Origin of the sequence: Bradyrhizobium sp. OAE829 (genome assembly GCF_040546575.1) — a bacterium.
In the GTDB taxonomy this organism is placed as follows: Bacteria; Pseudomonadota; Alphaproteobacteria; order Rhizobiales; family Xanthobacteraceae; genus Bradyrhizobium.
The window spans coordinates 2,028,042-2,053,416 of sequence record NZ_JBEPOE010000001.1 but is presented as its reverse complement, the minus strand read 5'-3'; the positions used below and the strand labels follow the sequence as shown (position 1 = coordinate 2,053,416).

20 protein-coding genes are annotated in these 25,375 nt (G+C 61.5%); 13 read left to right on the top strand and 7 right to left on the bottom strand.

All coding sequences use genetic code 11. From position 1 onward, the window contains the following. Window positions 1-221: 221 nt before the first annotated feature. Window positions 222-1,751 carry a DHA2 family efflux MFS transporter permease subunit gene (locus tag ABIE49_RS09895; protein ID WP_192737941.1) on the bottom strand — a complete coding sequence of 510 codons (1,530 nt, stop codon included), beginning with the start codon at window positions 1,749-1,751 and terminating at the stop codon, window positions 222-224. 74 nt (window positions 1,752-1,825) lie between these two features. Between ABIE49_RS09895 and ABIE49_RS09890 the strand changes: the two genes are divergently transcribed. Both ABIE49_RS09890 and ABIE49_RS09885 read left to right on the top strand, forming a co-directional pair. Further along, on the top strand, window positions 1,826-2,347 hold the full coding sequence (locus ABIE49_RS09890) for a MarR family winged helix-turn-helix transcriptional regulator (protein WP_192737940.1): 522 nt from the start codon (window positions 1,826-1,828) through the stop codon (window positions 2,345-2,347). Continuing rightward, window positions 2,344-3,420 carry an HlyD family secretion protein gene (locus tag ABIE49_RS09885; RefSeq protein WP_192737939.1) on the top strand — a complete coding sequence of 359 codons (1,077 nt, stop codon included), beginning with the start codon at window positions 2,344-2,346 and terminating at the stop codon, window positions 3,418-3,420. The genes ABIE49_RS09890 and ABIE49_RS09885 overlap by 4 nt, the downstream gene beginning before the upstream one ends. Here ABIE49_RS09885 and ABIE49_RS09880 read toward each other — a convergent pair. Then, window positions 3,407-4,048 (bottom strand): alpha/beta fold hydrolase, encoded by a 642-nt coding sequence (locus ABIE49_RS09880; RefSeq protein ID WP_354067443.1) that lies wholly within the window; start codon window positions 4,046-4,048, stop codon window positions 3,407-3,409. The two genes, ABIE49_RS09885 and ABIE49_RS09880, sit on opposite strands and share 14 nt — an antisense overlap. A gap of 133 nt (window positions 4,049-4,181) precedes the next feature. Next, on the bottom strand, window positions 4,182-5,177 hold the full coding sequence (locus ABIE49_RS09875) for a DUF808 domain-containing protein (protein WP_192737938.1): 996 nt from the start codon (window positions 5,175-5,177) through the stop codon (window positions 4,182-4,184). Window positions 5,178-5,381: 204 nt separating this feature from the next. Between ABIE49_RS09875 and ABIE49_RS09870 the strand changes: the two genes are divergently transcribed. The 5 genes from ABIE49_RS09870 to ABIE49_RS09850 all read left to right on the top strand — a co-directional run bounded on the left by ABIE49_RS09870 (window position 5,382) and on the right by ABIE49_RS09850 (window position 11,601). Beyond that, the gene (locus ABIE49_RS09870; RefSeq protein ID WP_192737937.1) at window positions 5,382-6,686 is read left to right on the top strand and encodes a PQQ-dependent sugar dehydrogenase; all 1,305 of its coding nucleotides are present in this window, start codon (window positions 5,382-5,384) and stop codon (window positions 6,684-6,686) included. Between the two features lie 163 nt (window positions 6,687-6,849). Beyond that, window positions 6,850-7,605 carry a hypothetical protein gene (locus ABIE49_RS09865; RefSeq protein WP_192737936.1) on the top strand — a complete coding sequence of 252 codons (756 nt, stop codon included), beginning with the start codon at window positions 6,850-6,852 and terminating at the stop codon, window positions 7,603-7,605. Between the two features lie 122 nt (window positions 7,606-7,727). Next, the gene (locus ABIE49_RS09860) at window positions 7,728-7,916 is read left to right on the top strand and encodes a hypothetical protein (RefSeq protein WP_192737935.1); all 189 of its coding nucleotides are present in this window, start codon (window positions 7,728-7,730) and stop codon (window positions 7,914-7,916) included. A 256-nt stretch (window positions 7,917-8,172) separates the two neighbouring features. Continuing rightward, on the top strand, window positions 8,173-9,456 hold the full coding sequence (locus ABIE49_RS09855) for a cystathionine gamma-synthase family protein (protein WP_192737934.1): 1,284 nt from the start codon (window positions 8,173-8,175) through the stop codon (window positions 9,454-9,456). A 231-nt stretch (window positions 9,457-9,687) separates the two neighbouring features. After that, the gene (locus ABIE49_RS09850) at window positions 9,688-11,601 is read left to right on the top strand and encodes a diguanylate cyclase (RefSeq protein ID WP_192737933.1); all 1,914 of its coding nucleotides are present in this window, start codon (window positions 9,688-9,690) and stop codon (window positions 11,599-11,601) included. 72 nt (window positions 11,602-11,673) lie between these two features. Here the strand turns inward: ABIE49_RS09850 and ABIE49_RS09845 are convergent, their stop codons facing one another. After that, complete coding sequence (locus ABIE49_RS09845; protein ID WP_192737932.1) at window positions 11,674-12,489, bottom strand: class I SAM-dependent methyltransferase; 816 nt, start codon at window positions 12,487-12,489, stop codon at window positions 11,674-11,676. Window positions 12,490-12,524: 35 nt separating this feature from the next. Between ABIE49_RS09845 and ABIE49_RS09840 the strand changes: the two genes are divergently transcribed. From ABIE49_RS09840 to ABIE49_RS09830, 3 genes are all read left to right on the top strand, one after another. Beyond that, the gene (locus ABIE49_RS09840; protein WP_192737931.1) at window positions 12,525-14,264 is read left to right on the top strand and encodes a sulfatase-like hydrolase/transferase; all 1,740 of its coding nucleotides are present in this window, start codon (window positions 12,525-12,527) and stop codon (window positions 14,262-14,264) included. A gap of 207 nt (window positions 14,265-14,471) precedes the next feature. Next, window positions 14,472-15,626 carry an ATP-grasp domain-containing protein gene (locus ABIE49_RS09835; RefSeq protein WP_354066721.1) on the top strand — a complete coding sequence of 385 codons (1,155 nt, stop codon included), beginning with the start codon at window positions 14,472-14,474 and terminating at the stop codon, window positions 15,624-15,626. After that, the gene (locus ABIE49_RS09830) at window positions 15,596-15,829 is read left to right on the top strand and encodes a hypothetical protein (protein ID WP_192737929.1); all 234 of its coding nucleotides are present in this window, start codon (window positions 15,596-15,598) and stop codon (window positions 15,827-15,829) included. Before ABIE49_RS09835 ends, ABIE49_RS09830 begins: the two co-directional genes overlap by 31 nt. 228 nt (window positions 15,830-16,057) lie before the next feature. On the opposite strand, the gene ABIE49_RS09825 is transcribed toward ABIE49_RS09830, so the two are convergent. Together ABIE49_RS09825 and ABIE49_RS09820 are read right to left on the bottom strand one after the other, a co-directional pair. Continuing rightward, window positions 16,058-16,336, bottom strand: a complete 279-nt coding sequence (locus ABIE49_RS09825; RefSeq protein ID WP_192737928.1) for a hypothetical protein — start codon at window positions 16,334-16,336, stop codon at window positions 16,058-16,060. Between the two features lie 134 nt (window positions 16,337-16,470). Further along, on the bottom strand, window positions 16,471-19,890 hold the full coding sequence (locus ABIE49_RS09820; protein WP_354067441.1) for an AAA family ATPase: 3,420 nt from the start codon (window positions 19,888-19,890) through the stop codon (window positions 16,471-16,473). A 102-nt stretch (window positions 19,891-19,992) separates the two neighbouring features. Between ABIE49_RS09820 and ABIE49_RS09815 the strand changes: the two genes are divergently transcribed. Next, window positions 19,993-21,063: an ABC transporter substrate-binding protein gene (locus ABIE49_RS09815; protein WP_192737926.1), complete on the top strand. Its 1,071-nt coding sequence runs from the start codon at window positions 19,993-19,995 to the stop codon at window positions 21,061-21,063. Window positions 21,064-21,192: 129 nt separating this feature from the next. Here the strand turns inward: ABIE49_RS09815 and ABIE49_RS09810 are convergent, their stop codons facing one another. Continuing rightward, entirely contained in the window at window positions 21,193-22,563 is a 1,371-nt protein-coding gene (locus ABIE49_RS09810) for a transposase (protein ID WP_354066552.1), read from the bottom strand. Window positions 22,564-22,788: 225 nt separating this feature from the next. Here ABIE49_RS09810 and ABIE49_RS09805 point away from each other — a divergent pair, with 225 nt between their 5' ends. Both ABIE49_RS09805 and ABIE49_RS09800 read left to right on the top strand, forming a co-directional pair. After that, window positions 22,789-23,697, top strand: coding sequence for an NAD(P)-dependent oxidoreductase (locus ABIE49_RS09805; RefSeq protein WP_354066719.1), 909 nt, complete (start codon window positions 22,789-22,791; stop codon window positions 23,695-23,697). Window positions 23,698-24,225: 528 nt separating this feature from the next. Then, complete coding sequence (locus tag ABIE49_RS09800) at window positions 24,226-25,368, top strand: serine hydrolase domain-containing protein (RefSeq protein ID WP_192738796.1); 1,143 nt, start codon at window positions 24,226-24,228, stop codon at window positions 25,366-25,368. The last annotated feature ends 7 nt before the right edge of the window (window positions 25,369-25,375 follow it).

The window sequence follows — 25,375 nt, the reverse complement described above, 5'->3', positions numbered from 1 at the left end:
GGCGTGTTCCACTTCTTTGAGGATGCCACCGCTGGTCTGGTGAAATTCGCTTCTTCAGTAAGGTGTCAGTATGCCTGACAATGGTTTCAGGAAGTGTTCGCCAGATCACTAAAATGGCTTCGCTGGTGGACAGAATTGTTTCATCAAAGCCGGTCTGCGAAACACTTATCACGGAAACGCGACGGTCGGCGCCCGTAAGAACCCGGTGATCTTGCCTCGCATCAAGCCGCCGTCTTGCGGCCGCGGACCATCAGGACGAACAGGACGGCGAGGCCCGACGTCACCGTGTACATCGTGAACGCGTTCAGATAGCCGATCATCATCGACTGGCGGGCGATCTCCTTGGCTACCTTGGCAAGGCCCGGCACGGTGTCGAAATTCCACCCGCCGGTCAGGCCCGGCGTCGTCAGCGCGCGGTTATAGGGTGAGATCATCTCGGTCATCCGGCTGTAATTGGCGCCCGAGGTGCGCACGATTTCGGCGATCGACAGCGAGATGAAGAAGCTCGATCCGATGTTGCGCAGCAAATGGAAGATCGCGGACGCTTCCGCATAATGCCTGGCGTCCAGCGTGCCGAACGCTACCGCCGTGATCGGCACCCAGACGACGCCGACGGCAAAACCCTGGATCATGCTGTTGATGACCAGGATCTCCATCGTGACGTTGAGGTCGAAGGTCAGCATCCACAGCCCCGCCACGGTCTGCAGGCCAAAGCCGAACGCCATGGTGAGACGCGGATCGAGCCGGTTCATCAAGCCGGCCATCATGAAGCCGACCAGCATCCCGAGGCCGCGCGATCCGATCACCTGTCCGACCAGGGCGTCGGGATAACCGGCCTGCTGCTGCAGCAGCGGCGGCAGCAACACCATCGGCGTGAAGTTCAGCATGCCGTAGATCGTCACCAGCGCCAGCCCGATCGCATAATTGCGGTCGGTCAGGAGTTTCAGGTTCACGAACGGATTGCGGGCGCCAAGGCTGTGAATGAGGAAAACATAGAACGCGATGCCGGCAATCAGGCATTCGACCACGATCTCCGTCGAGTCGAACCAGTCCAGCCGTGCGCCGCGCGCGAGCACCAGCTGGATGGCCGCCAGCGCGGTCGCCAGCGCGATGAAGCCGGTCCAGTCGAAGCGGACCCTGGTCAACTGGTTGTCGGAAGGCAGCGTCCAGGCCATGCCGACCGTGGCCGCAATTCCGATCGGCACCAGCATGTAGAACGACCAGCGCCAGCTATGAGCCTCGGCGAGATAGCCGCCATACACCGGGCCGAACACCGGCGCGACCGCGACCGCCATGCCGAAGATCGACATCACCATGGAGTGCTGGCGCCGCGGGAAGGTCGCGAACAGGATCGACTGCGACAGCGGTACCAGCGGCGCCCCGGCGCCGCCCTGCAGGATGCGCCACAGCACCAGCCCCTCGAGCGATTGCGCCATTCCGCACAATAGCGTCGCCACGGTGAACCATCCGACCGACCACACCATCACGCGCCTGCTGCCGAAGCGGGACACCAGCCAGCCCGTCATCGGCGTCACGACCGCGGTCGCCAGGATGTTGAAGGTCATTACCCATGCGACCTCGTCCTGGGTCGCCGACAGCGCGCCCTGCATCTGCGGCAGGATGGTCGACGTCGTCAGGAGCGCCGTGCCGTACAGCGAAGAGCCGAGCACGACCGTCATCAGCGTCAAATATCGCTGCGCCGTGGACATGGTCCCGGCGGGGTCCTCGGCCTCCATGCTGGTGGAACTCAAGGTGATGTCCCTTGCGGCGGCTGACGTCAAATACTAACCTAGCTTACTAATTTCAGGGCGGCTACAACAGCGCCATGCCGAATACCGACGAATATATTGGGGTTGTGATTTCGGACGTTGCCCGCCTGTTGCGGACCGAGTTCGATCGCCGCGTGCGTCGCCTCGGCATCACCCGGGCACAATGGCTGGTGTTGACCCGCCTGCACCGGCGCCCCGGCGCCTCGCATTCCGAACTGGCCGAGATGATGGAGGTCGAGAAGGCCACCGCCGGCCGCATGATCGACCGCCTGGTGGCCAATGGCTGGGTCGAGCGCCGCACGCAAGCGGACGACCGCCGCGTCAAGCGCGTGTATCTGACCAAGGAGGCCGAGAGGGTCCACAAGCGGATCTGGCGTATCGCCGAGGATACGGTCGATGCCGGGCTCGCCGATCTCGCCGGGCCCGAGCGCAAACAGCTGATGGCTTTGTTGCAGCGCATCAAGAAAACCCTGGTGTCGGCGGATGACGGCGAGGGGGCGCAGGCGGAGTTGGCGACGGCCCCGAGAAAGCGGGCTCCCGTGGCGACAAGCCGGCTCAACGGCAGGGCCGCGCCATGACCAAGCGGATGAAGCGATTGGCGCTGGTCGGCGTGCCCCTGTTGGTCCTGGTGGGCGCGCTGGCGTTCTGGCTGCAGGGCGGCCGCCACATCTCGACCGAGAACGCGTTCGTCAAGGCTGACATCGCCCAGATCGCCAGCGAGGTTCAGGGGCGCATCACCGAGTTGCGGATCCACGACCATTCGGCCGTCGCCGCCGGCGACGTGCTGCTTCGCCTCGATCCGACGCCGTATCAGTTAGCACTCGCCAAGGCCGAAGCGGAAATTGATTCCGCGCGCGCCGCCGTCGAGCAGCTCAAGGCCAGCCTGCGCGAGATCCGGGCCGAGACAAAGGAGGCGGAGAACAAGCTGTCGTATCTCCAGTCTTTGGCGAGACGCCAGCGTGAATTGTCCGGACGCGGCGTCGCCTCGACCGCGAAGGTCGAGCAGACCAACAGCGAGGAGCAGGAAGGCGAAGATCGCGTCGCCGTACTGCACCAGCGCATCGCGCGCGTCGAGGCAGCCCTCGGCGGCAAGCCCGACCGGCCGACGGATGCGTTCGCGGCGGTGCGCGAAAAGCTGGCGGTGCGCGATCGCGCCGCCCTCGACCTTGCCTATACCGAGATCAAGGCGCCGAAGGCGGGTGTGGTGGTCAATTTCAAGCTGCAGCTCGGCGAGCAGGTCAAGGCGCAGACGCCGCTGTTCGCGCTGGTCACCGACCGCAGACCCTGGCTGGAGGCGAACTTCAAGGAGACCGACCTGACCTATGTGACGGTGGGGCAGAAGGCCAAGGTCGTGCTGGATATGCATCCCGAAATCACCTGGGACGCAGTGGTGGAAAGCATCAGCCCGGCGACCGGCGCGGAGTTTGCGATCCTGCCGGCGCAGAACGCCTCGGGTAATTGGGTCAAGGTCGTGCAGCGCCTGCCGGTGCGGCTGCAGCTGGTTGCGCGGCCCGGCGAGCCGCCGCTGCGCGCCGGCATGACCGCCTATGTCAGCATCGACACAAGGCGCGCCCGCAGCCTCGCAAGGCTGCTCGGCGGCGGACCTGCGGTTGCGGCGAACCCCGCGCAGGAGACGGTCAAGGCTGATTGAGTCCGGATGTGGTGGCCTCCAACGGATGGAGGCGTCCGAGGAACCCCGTAATTGCATGCGCTGCCGCGATCGGTGCGCGCTGCAGAAGAAAATGCGGCGCATCCAGCATTATGCATTCAAGATTGGGGCGCAGAGCTTTCATACGCTCGGCAGTTTGAGACGAGATCAACCGGTCCTCTGTTCCGCCTAGATATAGAATCGGTGCGGGGCATTCTACGAACGCTTTCGTGGCGTCAACCTCAAGCGCGGCTTTGGTGCGACCTGCTAGCACTGCCGGATCAACCGACTGAAGACTTGTGACTGTGTCGTTTATCATCGCGGTCGGAGGTCTCCTGCCCAACAAGAACCATCGCAGCAGGGGGGTCTGAATTGGCAAACGGAAGATCAGAGGATGCAGGATGTGCCGAGCGAAATTGGGTACCCAGGCGACGGGCTTGGCGATGAAGCTTGCAACAAGGATGACTGCGGCGAGATTCTTGTATCGTCGCGCTGCAATACGCAGCGCAAGCGGTCCAGAGAAGGATTCTCCAAGAATAGCAAACGGCCGGTCTTGCGGCAGAAGGCCTACAACATAGGCTTCGAGCGCCGCATAGTCGCCGTAGGTCTCTGTTGGAAAGGAAACGACAATTGGTTCGAAATCTACTGGTAACGCTTCCAGAAACCATTAAGAGCTGGCCCGTTCCGTCGAGCCCCGGAAGCAGAACCAACAAGAGCGGGGAGGAAAGCTGTGTTATTTGGCGCTCCATCTGGCGCGTCACAGGCTAGCGCTGCGAGCCCGGCAGAAGCCGCTTCACTCGTTTCCAGGCGGGCGCAACGGCATATCCGATGACCGGAATTGTCGCCGCGCCGACCACCAGTCCGATCACGCCTGAGATGGCCGCCTCGACGATCCATTTGAGCAAACCGGCGACCGCCGGCAGGGCGTGGGCCGCAGCGTCGGTCGCGGCGTGGACGCCATGACCGATCGAAGGCGGGCCGTACGCCTCGATGCCGTGCAAGATGATGCCACCGCCGACCCAGATCATGGCGGCGGTGCCGACCGCGCTGAGAAATATCAGGAAGACGGGCATGCCCCGGACGAGGGCATGTCCCAGACCGCGGCTGATACTGCCCATGGCCGAGGCATTGTCGTTTTGCGCCAGCGCCACACCGGCGTCGTCGGCCTTCACGATCAGCGCTACCACGCCATACACCGCGACGGTGATCCCGATTGCGACAACCGCCAGCACGATGGCCTGCTTCAGGATGCTGCCGGCGGGCAGGGCCGCCAGTGTAATCGCCATGATCTCCGCCGACAGGATGAAGTCGGTCTTGATCGCGCTCGCGACCTTCTGGTCCTCGAGCGTCTGCGCCTGCAACGCCACCGTGCCGAGCTCGGCCTCATGCTGGTGTGCATGATGGGGCATGACGGCTTCGTACAGTTTTTCAACGCCTTCGTAGCAGAGATAGGCCCCGCCGAACATCAGCAGCGGCGTGATCGCCGAGGGCAGGAAGTAGCTGAGCGCCAGCGCAGCGGGAAGCAGGATCAGGAGCTTGTTGCGAAGCGATCCCGCCGCGATCTTGCCCACGATCGGCAGTTCGCGCTTGGCTGCGAATCCGATCACGTAACCTGGCGTGACCGCGGTATCGTCGATGACGACGCCGGCCGCCTTTACCCCCGCCTTGGCGGCCTGGCTGACCACATCGTCAAGCGAAGCCGCCGCCACCTTTGCGATCGCGGCGATATCGTCGAGAAGGGCGATCAATCCGACGCTCATCGATAAATCCCGTTCATGATTAGCGGGTTCCTCGCCGAGCGTGACCCTCCGCAGATTGAGCTTTGACAGCGGATCGGCTTTTACAGCATTGGGCTGACTTTCACGATCTGCTTTTTCGACGCAATCCAGACTTGCAGTTCAGCGCACGAGGTTTCAACGCGCGGAGACGTCGGCTAGTGTGCGCGTGATTCAAAGGGGAATAGCATGAGTTTTTCTGCAATTTTTGCGCGCATCGTCGCGCTGATCGGCGGGGCTGCCTTGTTTTGGCGCAAATTGCAGGGCGACGCGCCGGCGCCTGCCTGGGGCAGTGCGCCCGTGGTGCCGGAGGCGAAGCCGCAGGGCGCCATCCCGACGCTCAAGATGCCGTCAGCGAGGGGCTGGGACGACGGGCAGAAGCCGACGGCAGCACCGGGGCTCAAGGTCAATGCATTCGCGACCGGCCTGAAACATCCGCGCTGGATCAACGTGATGCCCAATGGCGACGTGCTGATTGCGGAGTCGAACCAGGTCCCAGGTCCGGTCAGAAACGTGTTCGGCTATGCGATGCAGGCGACGATGCGGCGGGCCGCGGCACTTGGCGAAAGCGCGAACCGCATCACCCTGCTCCGCGATGCGGATGGCGACGGCGTCGCCGAGAAGCGCGGGGTTTTCATGGAGGGGCTGAACCAGCCGTTCGGCATGGCGCTGGTCGGCGACAATTTCTATGTCGGCAACACCGACGGCGTCGTGGCGTTCCCCTATGTGGCGAACGCCGATCGCATCACCGCAACAGGGCGCAAACTCGTTACCTTCAAGCCGGGCGGGCATTGGACGCGGAGCCTGCTGCCGAGCCCGGATGGCAAGAAGCTCTACGCCGGTGTCGGCTCGCTCACCAACATTGCCGACTACGGCATGGAAGTGGAAGAAGGCCGTGCCGCGATCCATGAGCTCGATCTCGCCGGCGGCACCAGCCGCATCTTTGCCGGTGGCCTGCGCAATGCGGTCGGCATGGCCTGGGAGCCACGGACCGGCGTGCTCTGGACCGTGGTCAACGAGCGCGACGGCCTCGGCGACGAGACCCCTCCGGATTATCTCACCGCGGTGCGCGATGGCGGCTTCTACGGCTGGCCCTATTGCTACTGGGGCCGGACGGTGGACGATCGGGTGCCGCAGGATCCGGCCATGGTCGCCAAGGCGATCACGCCGGACTATGCGCTCGGCGGGCACACTGCGTCGCTCGGTCTTTGCTGGGTGCCCGCTGGCACGCTGCCGGGTTTTCCCGATGGCATGGCGATCGGCCAGCACGGCTCCTGGAACCGCAGCACGCTGAGCGGTTACAAGCTCGTTTTTGTGCCGTTCGAGAACGGGCGTCCGTCAGGGCCAGCGCGGGATATTCTCTCCGGCTTCCTCGCGCCCGACGAGAAGGAATCCTATGGACGACCGGTCGGGGTGGTGGTCGGTCCCGACGGCCGGTCGCTGCTGATGGCCGACGATGTCGGCGACGTCATCTGGCGCGTCACCGGCGCGTAGCAGAACTGAGCGCGTCCGCGACGGCTGGATCGGCGAACGAAAGCGCCGGCCGGCCGTCACCGAATGTGGCGGTAATCTTTGTGTTGCGCAGCTTGCCGGAAGCGTTGAGAATTGGCTCTCATGTTTAGCAATTGAATTTGGCCCTAGTCGCAGAGAAGGCCTGTTGGTGCGCGTTGCCGGGTGGATATTGCTGATTGCCGGGGCTCTGCTTTGCGTCACGCTGGTATGGGCGACGGTTGGGTTCCTGCTGATGGGCGTCGGCCTGCTGTCACTCCTGGTGGCAAAGAACAGGCGACGGCGCGTGAGCGTCACAACGCTCGGCCGCACGCCGGTCGATGAGCGTATGGCGCAGCCTCCGGTTCCTGAACCGGTCGTCTCTCACGAACCCCCGAAGCCGATAAGCCCACCGACGGTTTCCTATGACAGGCAGGCATGGCGTCAGCTTGTTGAAAGCGATGTCGACCTCGCGCGGATAACCTCCGTGTTGGCCGACTACGGCCAGCAATATGTCGACGAGTTAGCCTGCGAATACATGGCTGACGTCGACAAGCAGCGCCTCCCCGACATCGTTGAGGGTATCATCGGAAGAGCGAGTGTTGCGCCGCGTGGCAATGGCGGGCCGGCCAGTGACGCCGGGCCGCCCAATCCGGTTGGCGGCGCGACGGCGGCCGGTCGGTCGCCGAGGCCTTTGCCGGAGTCGACATTAAAGCTTTCCGAAAAATCGTCCGATTCCGCGTCCTCGCCGGTCGAACCGGCCAGACGACAGGAAGCTATTGGCGCACTCGCCGAGCCGCCAACTGCGGTGGATCCTGCACCGGGCGAGGGAGACAGCAACAAGACGATCATCAGCGCCGATGAGGAACTCACCGTCATGCTCGGCAGATTGTCTGCGGACGCGGCCACGCCAAGCAAGAGCTGAGCGCTGTCGCGGTTCGGCCATCACATTGCCGCGATAGGCCAGCCTGTCTTGCATTAGCCATACTTCGACCACGAGCCGCTGGCTTGATTTGCGCACACCCGAAAACAAAACGGGAGATCGCAATGAAGCGAGACATCGGGGTGATCAGCGGCGCGACGCTCGCAATTGGCGTGGTCATGTGGGCGTTTGTGGGTAATCCGGCCAGCACGAAGCGAACCAATTTAGCGCAGCACGTGACCCAGGCGATGGACGCTGCGCCGGAACTCAAGCATGTGACTGAGCACAGCCCGTATATGCGGTCCGAGCGCTGACCAGTCTGAGGTGAACAATACTTCCTGCCTCGCGCCGGTTTTGCCGGCCCCAGCTGCGACAGTTGCTCGCACCGGCGCAGTGATCGCCTTGCCCGGAAACTGTTTCGAACGCAGTGAATTCAGCCCCGGATGTTGCTAGGCTGCCCCAGAGATCGGTGACCCGAGTCGTTGGATGCCGTCATATCCAACACTACCGGCGCTTGCCGACGACCCCCACAAAGGGGAACGTTTCTGAATGCAGCCAGCGAGGCAGGCCATGGTGAAACCGTTTCCGTCCAAGACCCACATCGGCAACCACATGCTGCATCCGGAAACCTTGATGCTGAACTACGGCTACGATCCGCAATTGTCGGAAGGCGCCGTCAAGCCGCCGGTGTTCCTGACCTCGACCTTCGTGTTTCGAACCGCCGAAGACGGTCAGGATTTCTTCGATTTCGTCTCGGGCCGGCGCGAGCCGCCCGAGGGGATGGGCGCGGGCCTGGTCTATTCGCGGTTCAATCATCCCAACAGCGAGATCGTCGAGGACAGGCTTGCGGTCTATGAGCGCACCGAGAAATGCGCGCTGTTCTCGTCTGGTATGTCGGCGATCTCGACGGCGATCCTCGCCTTCGTCCGCCCCGGTGACGTCATTTTGCACTCGCAACCGCTCTATGGCGGCACGGAAACCCTGTTCACGAAAACGCTTGCGGGCCTCTCGATCAGCTCGGTGGGTTTTGCCGACGGCATCGACGAAGCCGCGGTCCAGCAGGCGGCGGAGGAAGCCATGCGCAAAGGCCGGGTGTCCATGATCTTCATCGAGACCCCGGCCAATCCCACCAACGGCCTGGTCGACATCGAGATGATCCGCCGTGTCGCCGACAATATCGGCGAGGCGCAGGACCACGTGCCGATCGTCGCTTGCGACAACACGCTACTCGGACCGGTGTTTCAGCGGCCGATCGAGCACGGCGCCGATCTGTCGCTGTATTCACTGACCAAATATATCGGCGGCCATTCCGACCTGATCGCTGGCGCAGCGCTTGGTTCAAAAACCCTGATGAAGGACGTCAAGGCGCTGCGCGGCGCGATCGGCACCCAGCTCGACCCGCATTCCTGCTGGATGCTTTCCAGGTCGCTCGAGACCCTGAGCATCCGCATGGAAAAGGCCGACGCCAACGCACGGCTGGTGGCGGATTTTCTGCGCGACCACGCGAAGGTGGCGCATGTCCATTACCTCGGCCATCACGATGTGCACTCGCCGGCCGGACGCCTGTTCGCACACCAATGCACCGGTGCGGGCTCGACGTTCTCGTTCGACATTGTCGGCGGCCAGGCCGCCGCCTTCAAATTCCTCAACGCGCTGCAGATCTTCAAGCTGGCGGTCAGTCTCGGCGGCACCGAGTCGCTGGCCAGCCTGCCGGCGAGCATGACGCATTCCGGCGTTCCAGCCGACATCCGCCAGAAAATCGGCGTGCTCGCCTCCACGATCCGGCTGTCGATCGGCATCGAGCACCCGTCCGATCTGATCGCCGATATCGCGCAGGCCCTGAACGCGGCGTAGCTGTGCGCCTCGCCTGATGCCGCTCATACCGGGGGGACGAGGTTCCCTCCGGGGCAGCTTTGCGGCGGGCCGTGCCCACGCGACCTCCATGGTTAATGAAGTACGATCGCATTACGTCACATCCGATCCGGCGCGAGGGTAAAGCGCTCACCCACTCCGCCATAGCTGTCGTAGAGGCAACGCGGCGTTAAGCCCTCCATGGAAGTTTGCTCGGATCGGAGCAGCCTTAAGATGATCACCAGCCGCCGGGAAATTGGCAAAGCACATATCCCGTTATGGGCGGCGGGATTTGTGGCGTTGGCTTGCGTTGCAATTCTCGCGCTGAGCGGCTGGCGCGAATGGGAGTCCCGGCAGGTCGACCTGAAGAATGCAGAAGTGGACATGGCCAATTTGGCCCGTTCGCTGACGCAGCATGCCGACGATACGTTTGACCTGGCTGACACCATTCTAACCGGAATGGTTGACCGCATGGAGACCGGCGGAACCAGCCCCGCAGCGGTCGAAAAGATCCGGACGTTTCTGCAATCGCGCAAGTACAACCGGCAGCGCATCCGCGGCATCTTCGTCTATGATGAAACCGGCCGCTGGCTCGCAACCACCGAAGACGTCAATCTGACCGGTCTCAACAACGGCGATCGCGACTACTTTCAGCGCCATCGCGCTTCCACCGAGCGCGGGACGCTGATCGGCCGGCCGGTCAAGAGTCGTTCGGGAGGACAGTGGATCATCACCCTGTCCCGTCGCTTCAATCATCCCGATGGCAGTTTTGCCGGCGTGGTGTTGACCAGCATCGACGTGGCCTATTTCACGGAATTCTACCGGCGATTCGACATCGGGCCGAACGGCTCGGTGTCGCTTTTGAATGCCGATGGCATCATGCTGGCGCGCAGCCGCGACGAAGACGGCAGCAATGTCGGACGCGATATGTCCAAGTCGTCGTTGTTCCGGACCCTGAAAGACCGCCCCAGTGCCAGCGTCTATTACTTCAAATCGCCGCTGGACGGACTTGAGCGGTTGAGCTTCTACCAGCTGAGCAGCCGATATCCCATCCTGGTTCTGGCGACCAAGGCGCAGGAAGATGTGCTGGAGCCATGGCGCCAGCAATCGTTCACACGGCTGGCTGTCGTCGCAGGCCTCTTGCTGGTGATCGCGCTGACCGGCTTTGCCTTCGTGCGTTACCTGCTGCAGCGCCAGCGCATGGCGGCGGCCCTTGTGGCCAAGGAGGCGGATTTTCGCCTGCTGGCCGAACAGTGCAGCGATGTGGTGATGCGTGTGGGACTGGATGAACGGATTCTTTATGTTTCGCCGTCATGCGCCCGCGTTTTTGGTCACGACCCCGCCAAGTTGCTGGGAGCGCCGGCCCTTGCGGCGATCAACGCCGAGGACCGGCCGCGGGTTGAGCAAGCCATCGCGGCATTGAAGAACGGCGAGGCCGAAGAGGCGCGGCTTATCTACCGCGTCCGTCACCGCGAAAAGAATGAAATCTGGGTCGAGACCGCTCTGCGCGTGACGCGTGCGGCGGAGACCAACAAGATCGACGGCGTGGTCGCAATCTCGCGCGACATGACAGAGCAACAGGATTTGCAGAACAAGCTGGCGGCGCTTGCCACGTCCGATGGATTGACGGGATTGGCCAACCGCCGGCATTTCGACGAGCGCCTGTTGGAGGAATGGGCGCGCGCCAAACGCGATGGCACGCCGCTATCGCTGTTGTTGATCGACGTCGACCATTTCAAGAAGTTCAATGATCATTATGGTCACCAGGCGGGAGATGCCTGCCTGCGTGCGCTGGCGCGGATCCTGGACGCGCAAATACGCAGGCCGGCAGATCTGGCAGCCCGCTACGGCGGCGAAGAGTTCGTGCTGCTCCTGCCCAACACCGATTCGGAAGGCTGCATGCAGGTCGGCGAGAGGGTGCGTGAAGCGCTTCTTGAACTCGGCATGCTGCACGCGCTCAACCCGCCTTCCAAACTCATTACGGTCAGTCTCGGCGGTGCGACGAATGTCCCTGCCCAGAGCATGACCGAGCACGCGGCTCTGATTGCCGCAGCGGATCGGGCGCTCTATTCGGCCAAGAATGCAGGACGCGATCGGCTGGTCATGTCAGGACAAGTCGTCGCCTGGCCTGATGCCAAAAGCGCTTGATACAAGAGCGCTTGCTACAAGAGCGCCTGAAGCCAGTTGCGTCTGAAGCTGGATGCCTCGCGGCGCCGATTTTCACGAACCCTTTTTGGCCCTGACCGAATACGACAAGGGCATGCGCGGCACGCCATCGGCAAGCCGCCATAGCCTTTCCGATGCCGGCACCAGGCTTGGCAGGCCGCGCCAGGGCAACACTTCGTGCTCCCTGAACATCGTAATCGTCAGTCCGGCATCGATCAGGCCGCCGAGCACCGCCGAGAGCGAGTGGATCCACTCGCGGGTCGATCGATGCGACATGATCGTGGGATCGCCGGTGTAGGTGGTCTCGTTTGCGAATTGCAGCGGCCGGTCGACAGGCGTTTGAAAATCGTAGGTGGGAACAAGCCTGCCGTCGAATTCTTCCATCACCGTGAAGGTGGGGTGCGCGTCCGCGAAATAGAGTTCGCCACCCGGCGCCAGCACGGCCGCAATGGTCTCTGCCCATTTTTTCATATCGGGCAGCCAGCAAATGGTGCCCCAGGTGGTGAAGACGAGATCGAACGGGCCCGGCGTCAGGGCTGGGGCCTGATCGACGGTCCCCTCGACGAAATCAGCCTTCAGCCCGGTCTCATCGGAGAGGCGCCGCGCCACCTCCAGCGCGGCCGGAGAAAAATCAAGCCCGGTCACCGTCGCGCCGCGCCGCACCAGGCACAACGTGTCGCGGCCGATGTGGCACTGCAGATGCAGGACGCGCTTTCCCCTGATGTCGCCTAGTTCCGCCACTTCAATCGCACTCAGCGCGTCCTCGCCTGCTCGAAACCGGTTGAGCATGTAATCGCCGTTGGTATCGCGCGTATGAATGGCGGTGCGCTCGTCCCAGTTCCGGCGATTGATGTCGAAAGGGTCGGTCATGTCTGCTCCATCTTGGTGACCCCTAGCAGATTTCAATGTGCTTCGCGAATGTCCGCATTGCGATCATGGACGCCAAATCATTCCTCTGGCATCCTCTCCGGATGTCGCTGGCCCTGATCATCCTGATCGCTATCGCCGTGCTTTGGTTGGCGGAACGCAGCCTTGAACATCTTACTTTGGCTGCGGCTGCGCTGTGTTTGTGCACCGCAATGCTGCTGTTTGTCGTTGGCGATCTGGAACGCGCGATCCTGTTGTCAACCATCGTGGCGGCGGCAATTTTCGGAGCGTCGAGAGTCAAGTATAATCACAGCGGGATCAAACTCAGTGCAACCGATTTGCCGCTGGCCTTTGCCGGAACAGTTCCATTCTTATTGGTGCAGTATCCGCTCGCACTGACGGCTGCTCTGGCGGGAAGCATCACGCTCATGCTGGCCGCGGTCGCGACCCTGATTTACGTGCGTGGACCGCCAGTACCGTTTGAACTCCAGATCCTGTTTTTCGGCGTGGCTAGTATTGGCCTGATGGCAGCCTACAAAGCGAGCGGCGGGCCAGCTACGTTCCAGCGCAATGCGGCGCTCCGCCGCTGCTTTCTTTCCAGCTTCATCGCTTCGCTGCTCAACCCGCTTTCCTGGCGGCCATCCGGCGGGCTCGCGCTGAGCGATATCGCCAAAGACCCGCTGCCGCTGATGGCGGCGGTGCCGGCGCGCAGCCTCGACTATCCCGACATCATCGTGATCCAGCACGAGTCGATCTTCGATCCGCGCCTGTTTGGTCTCCCGGTTGAGCCGATTGTCGAATCGTTTCTGTCACCGCAGGACGGACTCCATGGCAGCCTCAACGTGGATATTTTCGGCGGAGGATCGTGGCAATCGGAATTCAGCCTGCTGACGGGCCTTTCAAGCGCGAGCTTCGGCTCGAACGCCTATTTTCTCTTCAAGCGCGGGGCCGGCCGCTTCCACAGCAGTCTTCCAGGGACGCTCTCGGCGCTCGGATACAGAACAATGCTGACCTCGAGCTGCCGTCGCAGCTTTCTCAGCTATGACAGGTTCTACCGTTCGATAGGGATCAACGAGCGTCTCTTCACGGATGATCTTGAGCCGCCCTTCGACGTCGATCGTTTCGAAGCCACACATTCCGATGCGTTGTTTCTGGACGCCGCGCTCGATGCACATATGAAAGGCATGGCCGACGACGCCGCACCTCGCTTTCTCTATGCGCTGACCAACTTCAATCACGGCCCGCACAACCGAAACCTGGTTGCCCCCGGGCGCTTTGAAGGCGAGCGGGCGTTTGCTGCCGCGAGCCTTCCCGATGCGCATTATGCCGAGTATTACGCGCGGCTGGTCGAGACCGCCGTGACCTGGAATAAACTCAAGGCCGAGCTCTCCTTGCGTTTTCCCAAGCGTCCGACACTCATTGTGCACTATGGCGATCATCAACCCGTCATGACGCGGCGGATCGAGAAGAGACTCAAGCTCGGCCCGGACGCGAGGCGGCAGTTCCGCACGTTCTACGCCATGGAAACCTTGAATGACTACCCTGATCGAATTCCGCGTGGACGCGGCCCGGACCTGGATATCGCCTTTCTCGGCACCGTGGCCTTGCAGCATGCTGGTCTGCCGCTGGACGAGATCTTCGCGACGCGCGCGAGCCTGCTTGAACAGTGCGGCGGCGCCTACTTCGCATCATCGTCGGAGCGGAAACGCCGGTTTCACCGCACCCTGGTCGATCTGGGCGTGATCGACGTGGCACCAGCCGTGCGATATCAGCGCTAAACCTTCTCCGGGGCCCACGTCGCCCGCTTGCCGAACGTCCGCTAATGCGCCAGCAGCCTCGTCCCGTTGCGAGCTTCGCGAACGCTTGTCGCTGTGGGATACGGCCCATCCTTGGTTGCTTCAGCAAGATTTGTTGCCTACCCTCGCGAGGTTCATCGTTACTTCCTTTCAGGCGAAATCATAATTTAAGCGATACGGGAGAAGTTGGTGGCTGCGCGATTGCTGTTTACGAGCGCGGGTAACGGTTCGAGTAACAATTTGGTCCGCAGCATGCGGGCCGGCGCCGGCTCTTCCTTTATCGTTGGCTGCAACGACGACCAGTTCGCTCTGAAGAAATCCGACGCCGACAGAAATTACCTCGTTCCGCCCGCCGATCACCCGGAATGGAGCGAGGTGCTGCGCTGGATCATGAAGACCGAGCGCCTGCATGTCATTATTCCGACCGTTGATTCCGATGTTGAGAGCCTGTCGCGCGCACGGAAGGCGCTCGGCGAATATCTTTTTCTGCCCAGCGAAGCCGTGCTGAGTGTTGCCCGCGACAAGTACCGTCTCGCTTCGCTGTTGCGCCGCAACGGCATCGACGCTCCTGAAACCTATCCGGTGCGGGACCTGAACAACGTCAGCAAAATCTTCCAGCAGCTCAAGGGCGGCAGACCATTGTGGTGCCGCGTTCGCAGCGGGGCCGGCGCGCTCGGCGCGCTGCCGGTCCAGACCGCCGAGCAGGCACGGAGCTGGATCAAGTACTGGCAGGAGATGCGCGGCGTGCCGGTCGCAGCGTTCTTGCTGTCGGAGTTTTTGCCGGGGCGGGATTTCGGTTGCCAGAGCGTCTGGAAGGACGGCGAGCTGGTGCTGATCAAGACCTACGAGCGGCTTTCCTATCTTGGCATGGGCAGCCAGCCGTCGCGGGTCTCCTCGGTGGCGGGGCTGGCAAAGACAGTCTTCGAACCGAAAGTCGTGGACACCTGCGTGCGGGCTATCAAGCTGCTTGATGCAAGGGCCTCCGGCGTTTTCAGCGTGGATCTCAAGGAGGATGTGCGCGGCATTCCCTGCATCACGGAAATCGGCGTCGGCCGGTTTACGTCTTCGACCAACATTTTCGATATGGTCGGAAAGCACAACATGGCGAGGACCTTCGTTCAGCTGGCGCGAGGCCTGAAGGTCAAGATCGAAGACAGCTACGAGGCCACGCCGGACTGGTACATGATGCGAGACCTCGATAGCGCGCCCCGCATCTTCCACGCCTCCCAATTCGCTGATAACATTCGAAGTACTTGGCAAGGGGCCGCCTCCGGTCGGGGCCGCCTGAAAACAACGGGAAGGGGCAAAAGCGGATGGCGTACATTCAAGTCAACAAGAAGATAAGCACCACAGGCCGTACCTATATTAGGGTAGCGGTCACGCCGAAGAGCGCCGAAGGGAAGGCGATGCTTCGTCAGTTCGTCGCGGGAGTGAAGGATTTTGAGAAAAAGTGGAAAGCGACCGCGGCCGCAAAAAAAGACCGTCTTGCAAGGGAAGCAAGAGCCAAGAAGAGAGCTGCCAAGAAAAAGAAGGCCGCCAAGAAGTAAGTCTCCCGAGATCCGGGATCCGGTCGTCACCGCGCTCGCAATCGATGGAGGCCTCGACAGCCATGAGCTCGAGGCGCTTCAACTCGAGCTGCGAGGGCTGGCCAGCGCTTGCGGACTGGAGGTCACCGCCCTGGAAGTTGCAGCCCCGGAAACCAAGGCTGCGAAGCGCCGGACCCTTACGATGCGGCGCCCGTCAAAAGCAGTTTGAACGACCTCAGAGGGCCGCCTTTAAGCCACCAGCGCTTGAAGCTGAACCGCCTGTTCCCGGTTATGCAAGGCAATGGCGGTGTGACTATAGAGGGCATTCGACTGCAGGGTAGCGAGGCGGTCAAGCAAACTGCTGCCCTTGACGACGTGCAGGCCCATTCCCTCTTCAGAGGGGAAGATACCCAAAACAACATCATAGGCCGCGACCACATCCCTCAATGCGGCGGCTGGGTCTTCTGAGCTTTCAATGAATGTGCGAACGTCCGCTGCGAGGTCGCGCAGCTCGTCAAAATTTTCCAAAGCGGTACTCCAACGCAACTAACTGCCCGAATCTTGGATGCAGAAGATTACCGAACCATCAACAAATCCCTCGTAACGGGGTTTTGCGCTGGATATGGCGTCTGCCTGTTCTGGCTCTTCTCTTCGAGCCTAAACTAGGACAATGAAGCAAGCTGCGACTGCGTCTGCTCCAGCCAGAATTGCATGCCAAGTTGCTGGAACAGGGCTGCGGCCGCATTGAGATGCTGCTCGGCGCTTCCGCCCTGGCCGGCCGACCTGTAGCGCTTTCCTAGCCCGAGGTGACATTGAGCCGCCAGGGGGCGCAGATCGAACGCCTCGGCCTTTCGCAGGGCTTCGTGAAAATTGGTTTCGCTCTCGTCGAGGGGGGAGGGGTCACTCAGTCCAAGCTCGGCAAGCAGCCGGAGCGCGTAGGCTTCATAACCGTACTCTCCCTGTTTGCGCGCAATCAGGAGCGCTCGCCGGGCGGTTCGCTCCGCGTCGGCCATGCGGGCGCCCTGTAGATAGGCTTCGCCCAGGCGAACCAGAATCATGGCGTGGCCGCCGAGGCGATGCATGGTGTTTCCGTCGCGTTCGGTTTCCTCCAGCAGCGCGATCGCCTCGTCCGCGCGATCCGCCAGGCAATAAGCGTGCCCGAGCGCTACGCCGATCAGCGGTAGCACCAGGGGAAGCGTCCACGAGCGGCCGAGATTAAGAGCCTGCTCGAGGACCGCGATGCTTTGCGCCACGTTGCCCTGCAGCACCAGAACCGTGCCCTTGCAGTAATAGGAAAAGGCGAGGCTGTAGACCTGGTTCGCGCTTTCGGCGATTTCGACGGCCTCCTTGGCGAAAAACGCAGCGCGTTCAAATTCGCCGAGTTCGGCGAGCGAGCACGCAAGATATCCGCGCATGAATACGCCAAGAACCCCCGTGGTGCCCATCATCTCGGTGGCAATGTCGCCGCGAAGGCGCTCAACCGCCGCGTCCAGTATCTCTGCTGCGCGACGGTGATTTCCCCTGGCGGCACACAGGGCCGCAAAATGTCCGCTCACCACCATCCGCAGCGGCAGTTCGTCGAGTTCTTCGGCGATCGCCATGGCGCGTTCGCCGGCTTCGGTGGCGGGATCGAGCTCCCCCATCAGGCGGTAATACTGACACAGGAACGATGAAGCCTGGCCAAGTCTTCGCTTGTCGCCGAGCTGCGTGGCCTGCACCTGCACCTTCTGGAGGTGATCCAGGCATCGCTCGAGGTGGCCCAGCGGGTGAAGCGAGTTGCGCAGATCAAACCGGATATCGATGGAAAGTTCGATATTCTCTTTGGTTTCTGGCACTTTCTCGAGGATGGAGAGCGCCTGTTCGAACCAGACCCGTCCGTTCTCGAGCGCCGAACGCGACAGCGCTTTCTGTCCGGCCTGCCGGAGGTATCGAACAGCTTTCTCCAGCAGCTCACCACGCACAGCATGCTGCGCCAGGCGCTCGATGTGTTCGCCGAGCCGATCCCGATACAAGGTCTCTATCGCATTGACCAGTCGCGCATGGAGCGAGCTCCGCCGTGCCCGCAGCAGTCCATTATAGGTCACTTCATGCGTGAGCGCATGGGTGAATGAATATTCAACGTCCGGGTAAAGTCCGGTCTCAAAGAGAAACTCGGCCGTCTGCAAATGTTCGAGCGCATGATCGAGTGCGTCTTCGGTGAAATCGGCCATGGGCCGAAGCACCGCCAACGGAATCTCCCGGCCCACCACGGACGCGATCTGCAGCAGATTCTTGTCGCCGGGGAGAAGCCGATCGATGCGCGCCGCCAGGATGGCCTGTACCGTGGGTGGAACCTGAATGTTTCCAATCGGGCGCATCAGCCGATAATGACCCCGTTCTCCCGACAGGGCCTGCGTTTCCACCAGGGCGCGGACAGTTTCCTCGAGAAAAAACGGATTGCCGCCGCGCCCCATCAGAAGCTGCTTGAGCGGATCAAGTTCGGGATCCCGGCCAAGCAGCACCTCCAGCAGATCATGGGTGTCATGGGTCGGCAGCGCGCTTAACCTGACCTGACGGTAGTTTGGCCTCGAGCCCCAGACGTCCTGGTAGCCGGGACGATAGGTGACCAGCAGCAGCAGCCGGGCCGAGCCGAGCGCGCCCGCGAGGGCGTCGAGCAATGCTTGCGTCTCGTTGTCCACCCAATGAAGGTCCTCGAAGATCAAGAGAACCGGCTGCTTGCGAGCTGCCTGCAGTATCAGGCCTCTTACGGCGTCAAGATAGCGACGCCGGCGCTGGGCCGGATCGAGCGCGTGCCAGCCGGCGTCGTCGACGGGGATGTCGAGCAGCGCCAATAGCGCCGGAAGTGTCGGTTCGAGCCCTTCGTCGAGCGCGATTGTCTTCTCGACGACCTTGCGGCGTATTTCTTGCTGCTCGTCCCGGTCCTGGATCGCAAAATAGCTCTTGAGAAGCGCGACCACGGGCAAATAGCTCGTTCCTCGTCCGAGCGAGATCGCCGTGGTCTCGAGCACCAGCCACCCGAGCAGCCGATGCGAGTGGGTGAACTCATGAAGCAGACGCGATTTGCCAACGCCGGCCTCGCCGATAACGGCGACCAATTGGCCTGCCCCGGTGGCCACCGGCTGCTGTGCACGGCGGAGCTGATCCAGTTCGGTCTCGCGGCCAACGAACTGGGTTAGGCCCCGAATGGTCGCCGCCTGCAAACGGGTGCGCGCGGGGCCTGCGCCGACGAGTTCATAGACCTCCTCGGGATCGGCAAGTCCTTTGATCGGCATCGGGCCGAGGGACCGCGCGGTGATGTATCCTTCCGCCAATCGGATGGTCTGCGTTGTCGTCAGGATCGAGCCGGGCCGCGCCATCTGCTCCATGCGAGCCGCCAGATGCGCGGTCTCGCCAACGACGGTGTATTCCATATCGAGATCTTTACTGATGGCGCAGACGACAATTTCCCCGGAGTTGATCCCGACGCGAATTTTGAGCGGCTGTTCGGCACGGTCCGCCAACTCGGCGGCAGATTCCTGTATCATCAGCGCGGCATAGCAAGCGCGCACGGCATGATCCTCGTGCGCCAATGGCGCACCGAAGATCGCCATGATGCCGTCACCCAAAAGCCTGTTGACCGTCCCCTCATAGTAATGGACGGCTTCAATCATCTGCTCGAGCACGGGATTGAGGATCGCCTGCGCACTCTCGGGATCCCGGCCGTATATCAGCTCCAATGAGCCCGTGATATCAGCGAACAGCACGCTGACCTGCTTTCGCTCGCCCTCGACTTCGGCTCTGGCCGTGAGGATTCTTTCGGCGAGGTGGCGCGGGGTCGGCGGTCTCAGCGCCAAAGAGCGCGAAGACAAGAACGTCGGCACGCTCCGGCCCGTGGCGTGACCGCAATGCGAGCAGAACTTGGCCGTGGGCGACAACTGGTTGCCGCAACTCGTACAAACAGGTGCCAGGGCGAAAGCGCATTCCTCGCAGAACTTCGCTTCCGCGCTGTTTTCGTGCTGGCAACCCGGGCAGATCATTTGAGCTTCCAGGAAAAATAGCGTAGTCGAAAAAATCGAGCAAACGAAGGTAGCGTCCAGCACCACTGGCAACAAGTCAGTATTTCGAGCATCGCTCAATTGGCGAAAGCCCGCTTTGCGCCAGAAGCGGGCATACCCTCCAGGTCAGCCTTTGGCCCGGAGCGGACATTGGCCGGCATCTCATGTTGCAGTAGCGAGCCCGGTTTTAACCTCTATCAAGGTGTCCGTTTGAGCAGTTATGATGCTGCCTCCGAGACGGGGGTGTGCATGAGGCGCCGCGAGTTCATCGGTCTCATCGGCGGCGCGGCGGCGGCTTGGCCGGTAGTGGCACATGCGCAGCGGTCGGGCACGCCCAAGGTTGGCTATGTCTGGATCGGGGAACGTAGCACGGACGTGAGCGGCGCCGGGCTGCGTCAGGGACTAGTCGACAAGGGCTACGAAATCGGGCGCAATCTCGCGTTCGAAGACCGATACGCCCACGGCGACATCGAAAAGGTCCCGGCACTCATTGCCGAGCTTCTCGCGCTCAAGGTCGACGTTCTTGTGACGGTGGGTACGTCCATCAGCCTTGCAGCGCGGCGCGCGACCTCAACCGTGCCGATCGTTTGCATATCCGGCGATCCAGTCGGCACGGGTCTCGTGGCTAGCCTGTCACGGCCGGGAGGCAACGTCACCGGGCTCTCGCTGCTTGCGGCTGAATACAGCGAAAAGTGGCTGGAACTGCTGAAAGAGGCGCTGCCGAAGCTGCATCGCGTTGCGGTGCTGTGGAATGCCGACAATCCGAGCATCGTCCTGGAAATGGAACGGTTGCAGGCAGCGGCGCGTGCGCTTGGCCTCGATTTGACCGCGTTCTCGGCGAAGCCCAACGACATCGAGGTTAGCTTTGCCGCAATCGCAAACGGCGGCTTTGACGGTCTTGTTGTGACCACCGATGCCTCTATAGAACCAAGTACACCTCGGATTATTGCATGGGCCGCGGAACACCGACTGCCGGCGATCTATCCATTCAGCACCGCCGTCCAGCAGGGCGGCCTGATGTCCTACTCTGCTGACTTTTTTAAACTGTGGCGGCTTGCGGCGAGTTATGTCGATCGCATTCTCAAGGGCGAAAAGCCGGCCAACCTTCCCATCGAGCAGCCGACCGCGGTGACCCTGAAGATCAATCTGAAGACGGCGAAAGCACTCGATCTCGCCGTGCCTTCGACGCTGGTTGCCCGCGCCGACCAGGTCATCGAATAGGCGGCAGGTCCGTTCATGGCAGATTTTGTTGCAAAAGTCGGCTGTGACCGATGATGTCGTTCGGCCATTTGACTTCGGGCGACGGGGTTTGGTCCCTCGACCCTGACACTCTCTACGCAACTATTACGCTTACGCAATACAGAGAGCCCGAGCGGGTGGCGGTCGCGCAACCAGCGATGCGAGCCGCCGCAGGTTCTGGGCGATGGCAGCCAGAACGAACTCATCCTGGGCGCCTCGTGGACCGCGCAGTCGAAGGCGGCCGAGCTTCAGGATGCGCTTGAGGTGCGCAAACCGCATCTCGATCTTCTTGCGCTCACGGCGTGACTGCTCGAAGGCTTCAGTCTCCGCAAGCGAACGGGCAACGTCTCGGGCGTGTTCATGGATGTCGCGCGGGATCTTGCGCGATGGGTCTTTCGGACAGCATTGCGGTTTGAGCGGACATACATCGCAGTCGAGTTTGCTGGCGCGATATAGAAGTGTCTTGCCCTCGTGCACGGTGCCGCTCGTTCCGAGCTGCTTCCCGCCCGGGCAGTGGTAGACGTCGCTGGTCGGATCATATCGAAAGTCGCTGCGCGAGAGGGTGCCGTCATCTCTCTTCGACTTGTCGAACACGGGGATATGTGGCGCGATGCCTTTCTCCTCGACCAGCCAGTTCAGCATCGGAGCTGCCCCGTAAGCGGTATCTCCGACAAGCCGTTCCGGCTTAAGGCCGAAGCGTTCCTCTGTTCGCTCGATCATGGTCTTTGCCGCGCCGACCTCGGCCTGTCGAATGGAGCGGGAGGCCTCGACGTCAACGATCACGCCGAACTTCACGTCGATGAGATAGTTGTCGGAGTAAGCGAAGAATGCCGGCCCCTTGTGCGCCCCGGTCCACTGGGCCGCGGGATCGGACGGCGAGACGAACTTTGGCACAACGTCGCTGGCGGCGCCCCACGCCGTATCGTCGAGGGTCGCCAGATACTCCTTCACAGCGCGGCTTGATCTCGCCGGATCACGATCCCTGCGCCAATCCTGACCTGCGATTGAGCGCTGCTTGTTGGCATCGGCTTGGATCAGGCTCGCATCGACGGCGAAGCCTTCGCCGCCAACCAGACCGGCCGCAATGCACGCCTCGACGACCCGCTCGAACACCCGGCGAAAAATATCCCCCTCGCGAAAACGCTCGTTCCGGGCACGCGAAAACGCCGAATGATCCGGGACAGCATCCTCGATACCGAGCTTGCAGAACCAGCGATAGGCCAGGTTCACCTGCACTTCACGACAGATCAATCGCTCCGAGCGGATCGCAAACACATACCCCACCACCAGCATCCGGATCATCAGTTCCGGGTCGATCGATGGACGACCCATCGACGAATAATGAGGCGCAAGCTCGCTGCGAAGCCACGACAGATCGAGCGCAGTGTCGATCTTCCGCACCAGATGATCTTCGGGGACCGCATCGCCAAGACGAAACTCGTAGAACAGTTGACCTTGGTCACTCTGCAGACGGCCCATCATGGATCGACCTCACCGAGAATCGCGTAACCTCAACGGAATCACGCTTCGCGGCCTGTCTCAACTGACTTTTGCAACAAAATCGGCACTTAACGGACATCGACATTTGGCCGAACGTCCGCTGTGCGCCAGAAGCGGGCATTCCGGGAGGAATTCGGATTTGAGCCGGACCGCGAAGCACCGCCAATGATATGATTTCCCGCGGTTGGCTGAGAATCGTCGGGCGGGTTGGTTGTTGGCAGGAGTCAACAGGCTGGAGGTCATGTGACAGATCGGACAGTGGGTATCATTGGACTGGGCATCATGGGGGGCGCCATCGGCCGCAACCTCGCCACGCGCGGCTGGGCCGTCGTCGGATTCGACACCGAGCCGGCGCGCAGGCGCGAGCTTGCGCTTGCCGGCGTTGATATCGTCGATGGCACCAGCGCCGTCGCCGCCCGTGCCTCGACGGTCATGACGAGCCTGCCCAACGCCGGGGCTGCCCATGCCGTCGCGACGGAAATCGCCGCGTGCGCGCAGGGTGAGCGCATCGTGGTCGAACTCAGTACGTTCGCCATCGCCGACAAGGTGTACTTCAAGCAAATTCTCGAGTCTGCAGGTCATATCGCGCTCGACTGTCCGCTCAGCGGCACCGGCGCCCAGGCCGCGGTTCGAGACCTCGTCGTCTATGCGAGCGGCGATAAAGCCGCGATCTCGCGCTGTGGCAGTCTGTTTGCCGACTTTGCCAAGCAAAGTGCCGATCTCGGCGAATACGGCAATGGCAGCCGGATGAAGTTCATCGCCAATCACCTGGTCGCCATTCACAACGTCGCCTCGGCGGAAGCGATGCTGCTCGCAGAACGGGCCGGCCTCGATTTGAATCAGGTGATCGAGATGATCGCTCCCGGCGCGGGCGGTTCGCGGATGTTTCAGATGCGGGCCCCGATGATGGCAAGCCGCCTCTATGAACCTGCAACGATGCGGATCTCGACCTGGAAAAAGGACATGGCCATTATCGCGGAGTTCGCCAGCGAGGTCGGCTGTGAAACGCCGCTCTTTGCGATGACCCAGCCGGTTTACACCCGGGCCATGGCGATGGGATTGGGCGATCAGGATACGGCCGCGGTGTTCGAAGTGTTGAAGGCGGGCGGCCCGTAACGGGTCAGCGCCGAACGGCCGTTTGGCGTCAGGAGCGGTTATTCCAGAACCAGCGGCGAGGCGACCCCACCCGAAATGACGCCGACAGTCCAGTCGCGCGAATATGCACCCTAAACCAAGGGATAGGCGGCTCCATTCCAATTGCGTAGCGGGAGGCTACCTCGGTTCGGCCGAACCATACCCGCGTGCAATGGTGTCCGCCGACGCGTCGCGCTACCAATCCAGCACGACGAAATGCAAAGCAACGGAACCGGACCCTCGAGCCGGCAGTTGCAAGACAAGGTCGGCGGCGTAATGCCCGCCGGCCTTTTTCTTTTTCTCGCGCGGCGCGCCGAACTTCTCGCCATCGTGCGATTCATGACGCGTTCTTGATTGCTTGCAACGAATGCCCGCGGGGCGCGCCAGCAGCAGACGTTCTCTCTGGTCCTTCTTGACCCTAAACGGACTTCACGCCGTTCTGGGACCAGGTGCAAAATACAAGAAAACAATCTACGCTAGGGATATCGCTCTTTGTTGAGAAAGGCCGCGATGTCCATTTCACGCAGACAGTTGCTTCAGACTTCGTTACTTTGTGCTGCAGGAATGGTCCAAGGATCGTCCCCAGCTTTTCCTCAGGAGCCCGCCTCGCCACCGACGCCGGATGAGCGCAAGAGATTGGCTCGGTTGGCTGCCGCTTTCATGGAAACCTATGAGGTTCCGGGGCTCTCGATTGCGATCGCAATCAAGGGAAGGCCCGCCTATGTTGAGGCGTTCGGCGTTGCGGATCGAGAGACCGGCGAAGCATTAACGCCGCAACATCGATTTCGCGTAGCAAGCATATCGAAGCCGATTACGTCCACCGGAATCTTCACACTCATCGAAGCAGGAAAACTGCAGCTCGATCAGCGCATTTTTGGACCAAATTCCATTTTTGGTGATGATTACCCGTGGTCGGCCGATGGATCGGAAACACGAATTACAATCGAGCATCTGCTAACTCACACCACCGGTGGCTGGAAAAACGATGCTCGCGATCCAATGTTTTTGAACAAGCAACTGAACCATCGGGAATTAATTACCTGGACATTGAAGCAGATGCCTCTTGCCGTCCCTCCAGGGACATCCTTTGCCTACTCCAATTTCGGCTATTGCATACTTGGGCGCGTGATTGAAAAACTTACTGGTCAGACCTACGAACAATTCATCAAGGAAAACATTCTAAAGCGCTGTGGAATAACCGAAATGCAGATTGCCGGAAACAGATTGGTGGACCGGGCGATCAACGAGGTAAAATACTATAGTCCGGGTGGGGGCGATCCTTACGGGATGAACGTCGCCCGAATGGATTCTCACGGTGGTTGGATTGCGACACCGAGCGAGATGACAACGTTCTTCGTTCATATCGATGGGTTCAAGACTACGAAACAACTGCTGACCGACGACACGCTCCGCACAATGAGCACCCCTACCGCCGCAAATCCTCGTTATGCCAAGGGCCTATTCGTTAATTCGGCCAATAATTGGTGGCATGGCGGTTCGTTGCCTGGAACAGAAACCCTTTCTGTACGAACAAATAGTGATTTTTGCTGGTCCGCGTTTACCAACACGCGGCCCAAATTCCGGGACATGACCGCCGCTCTTGATATGCTGGGATGGCATATGGTGCGTTCGGTGGCTGACTGGCATCCATGAGAAATGG

Bases quoted from the DNA above. Each gene is read 5' to 3' on its own strand.
- ABIE49_RS09890 (WP_192737940.1), top strand. From the start codon at position 1,826: ATGCCGAATACCGACGAATATATTGGGGTTGTGATTTCGGACGTTGCC.
- ABIE49_RS09885 (WP_192737939.1), top strand. From the start codon at position 2,344: ATGACCAAGCGGATGAAGCGATTGGCGCTGGTCGGCGTGCCCCTGTTG.
- ABIE49_RS09875 (WP_192737938.1), bottom strand. From the start codon at position 5,177: ATGAGCGTCGGATTGATCGCCCTTCTCGACGATATCGCCGCGATCGCA.
- ABIE49_RS09870 (WP_192737937.1), top strand. From the start codon at position 5,382: ATGAGTTTTTCTGCAATTTTTGCGCGCATCGTCGCGCTGATCGGCGGG.
- ABIE49_RS09860 (WP_192737935.1), top strand. From the start codon at position 7,728: ATGAAGCGAGACATCGGGGTGATCAGCGGCGCGACGCTCGCAATTGGC.
- ABIE49_RS09855 (WP_192737934.1), top strand. From the start codon at position 8,173: ATGGTGAAACCGTTTCCGTCCAAGACCCACATCGGCAACCACATGCTG.
- ABIE49_RS09850 (WP_192737933.1), top strand. From the start codon at position 9,688: ATGATCACCAGCCGCCGGGAAATTGGCAAAGCACATATCCCGTTATGG.
- ABIE49_RS09845 (WP_192737932.1), bottom strand. From the start codon at position 12,489: ATGACCGACCCTTTCGACATCAATCGCCGGAACTGGGACGAGCGCACC.
- ABIE49_RS09840 (WP_192737931.1), top strand. From the start codon at position 12,525: ATGTGCTTCGCGAATGTCCGCATTGCGATCATGGACGCCAAATCATTC.
- ABIE49_RS09830 (WP_192737929.1), top strand. From the start codon at position 15,596: ATGGCGTACATTCAAGTCAACAAGAAGATAAGCACCACAGGCCGTACC.
- ABIE49_RS09810 (WP_354066552.1), bottom strand. From the start codon at position 22,563: ATGATGGGCCGTCTGCAGAGTGACCAAGGTCAACTGTTCTACGAGTTT.
- ABIE49_RS09800 (WP_192738796.1), top strand. From the start codon at position 24,226: ATGTCCATTTCACGCAGACAGTTGCTTCAGACTTCGTTACTTTGTGCT.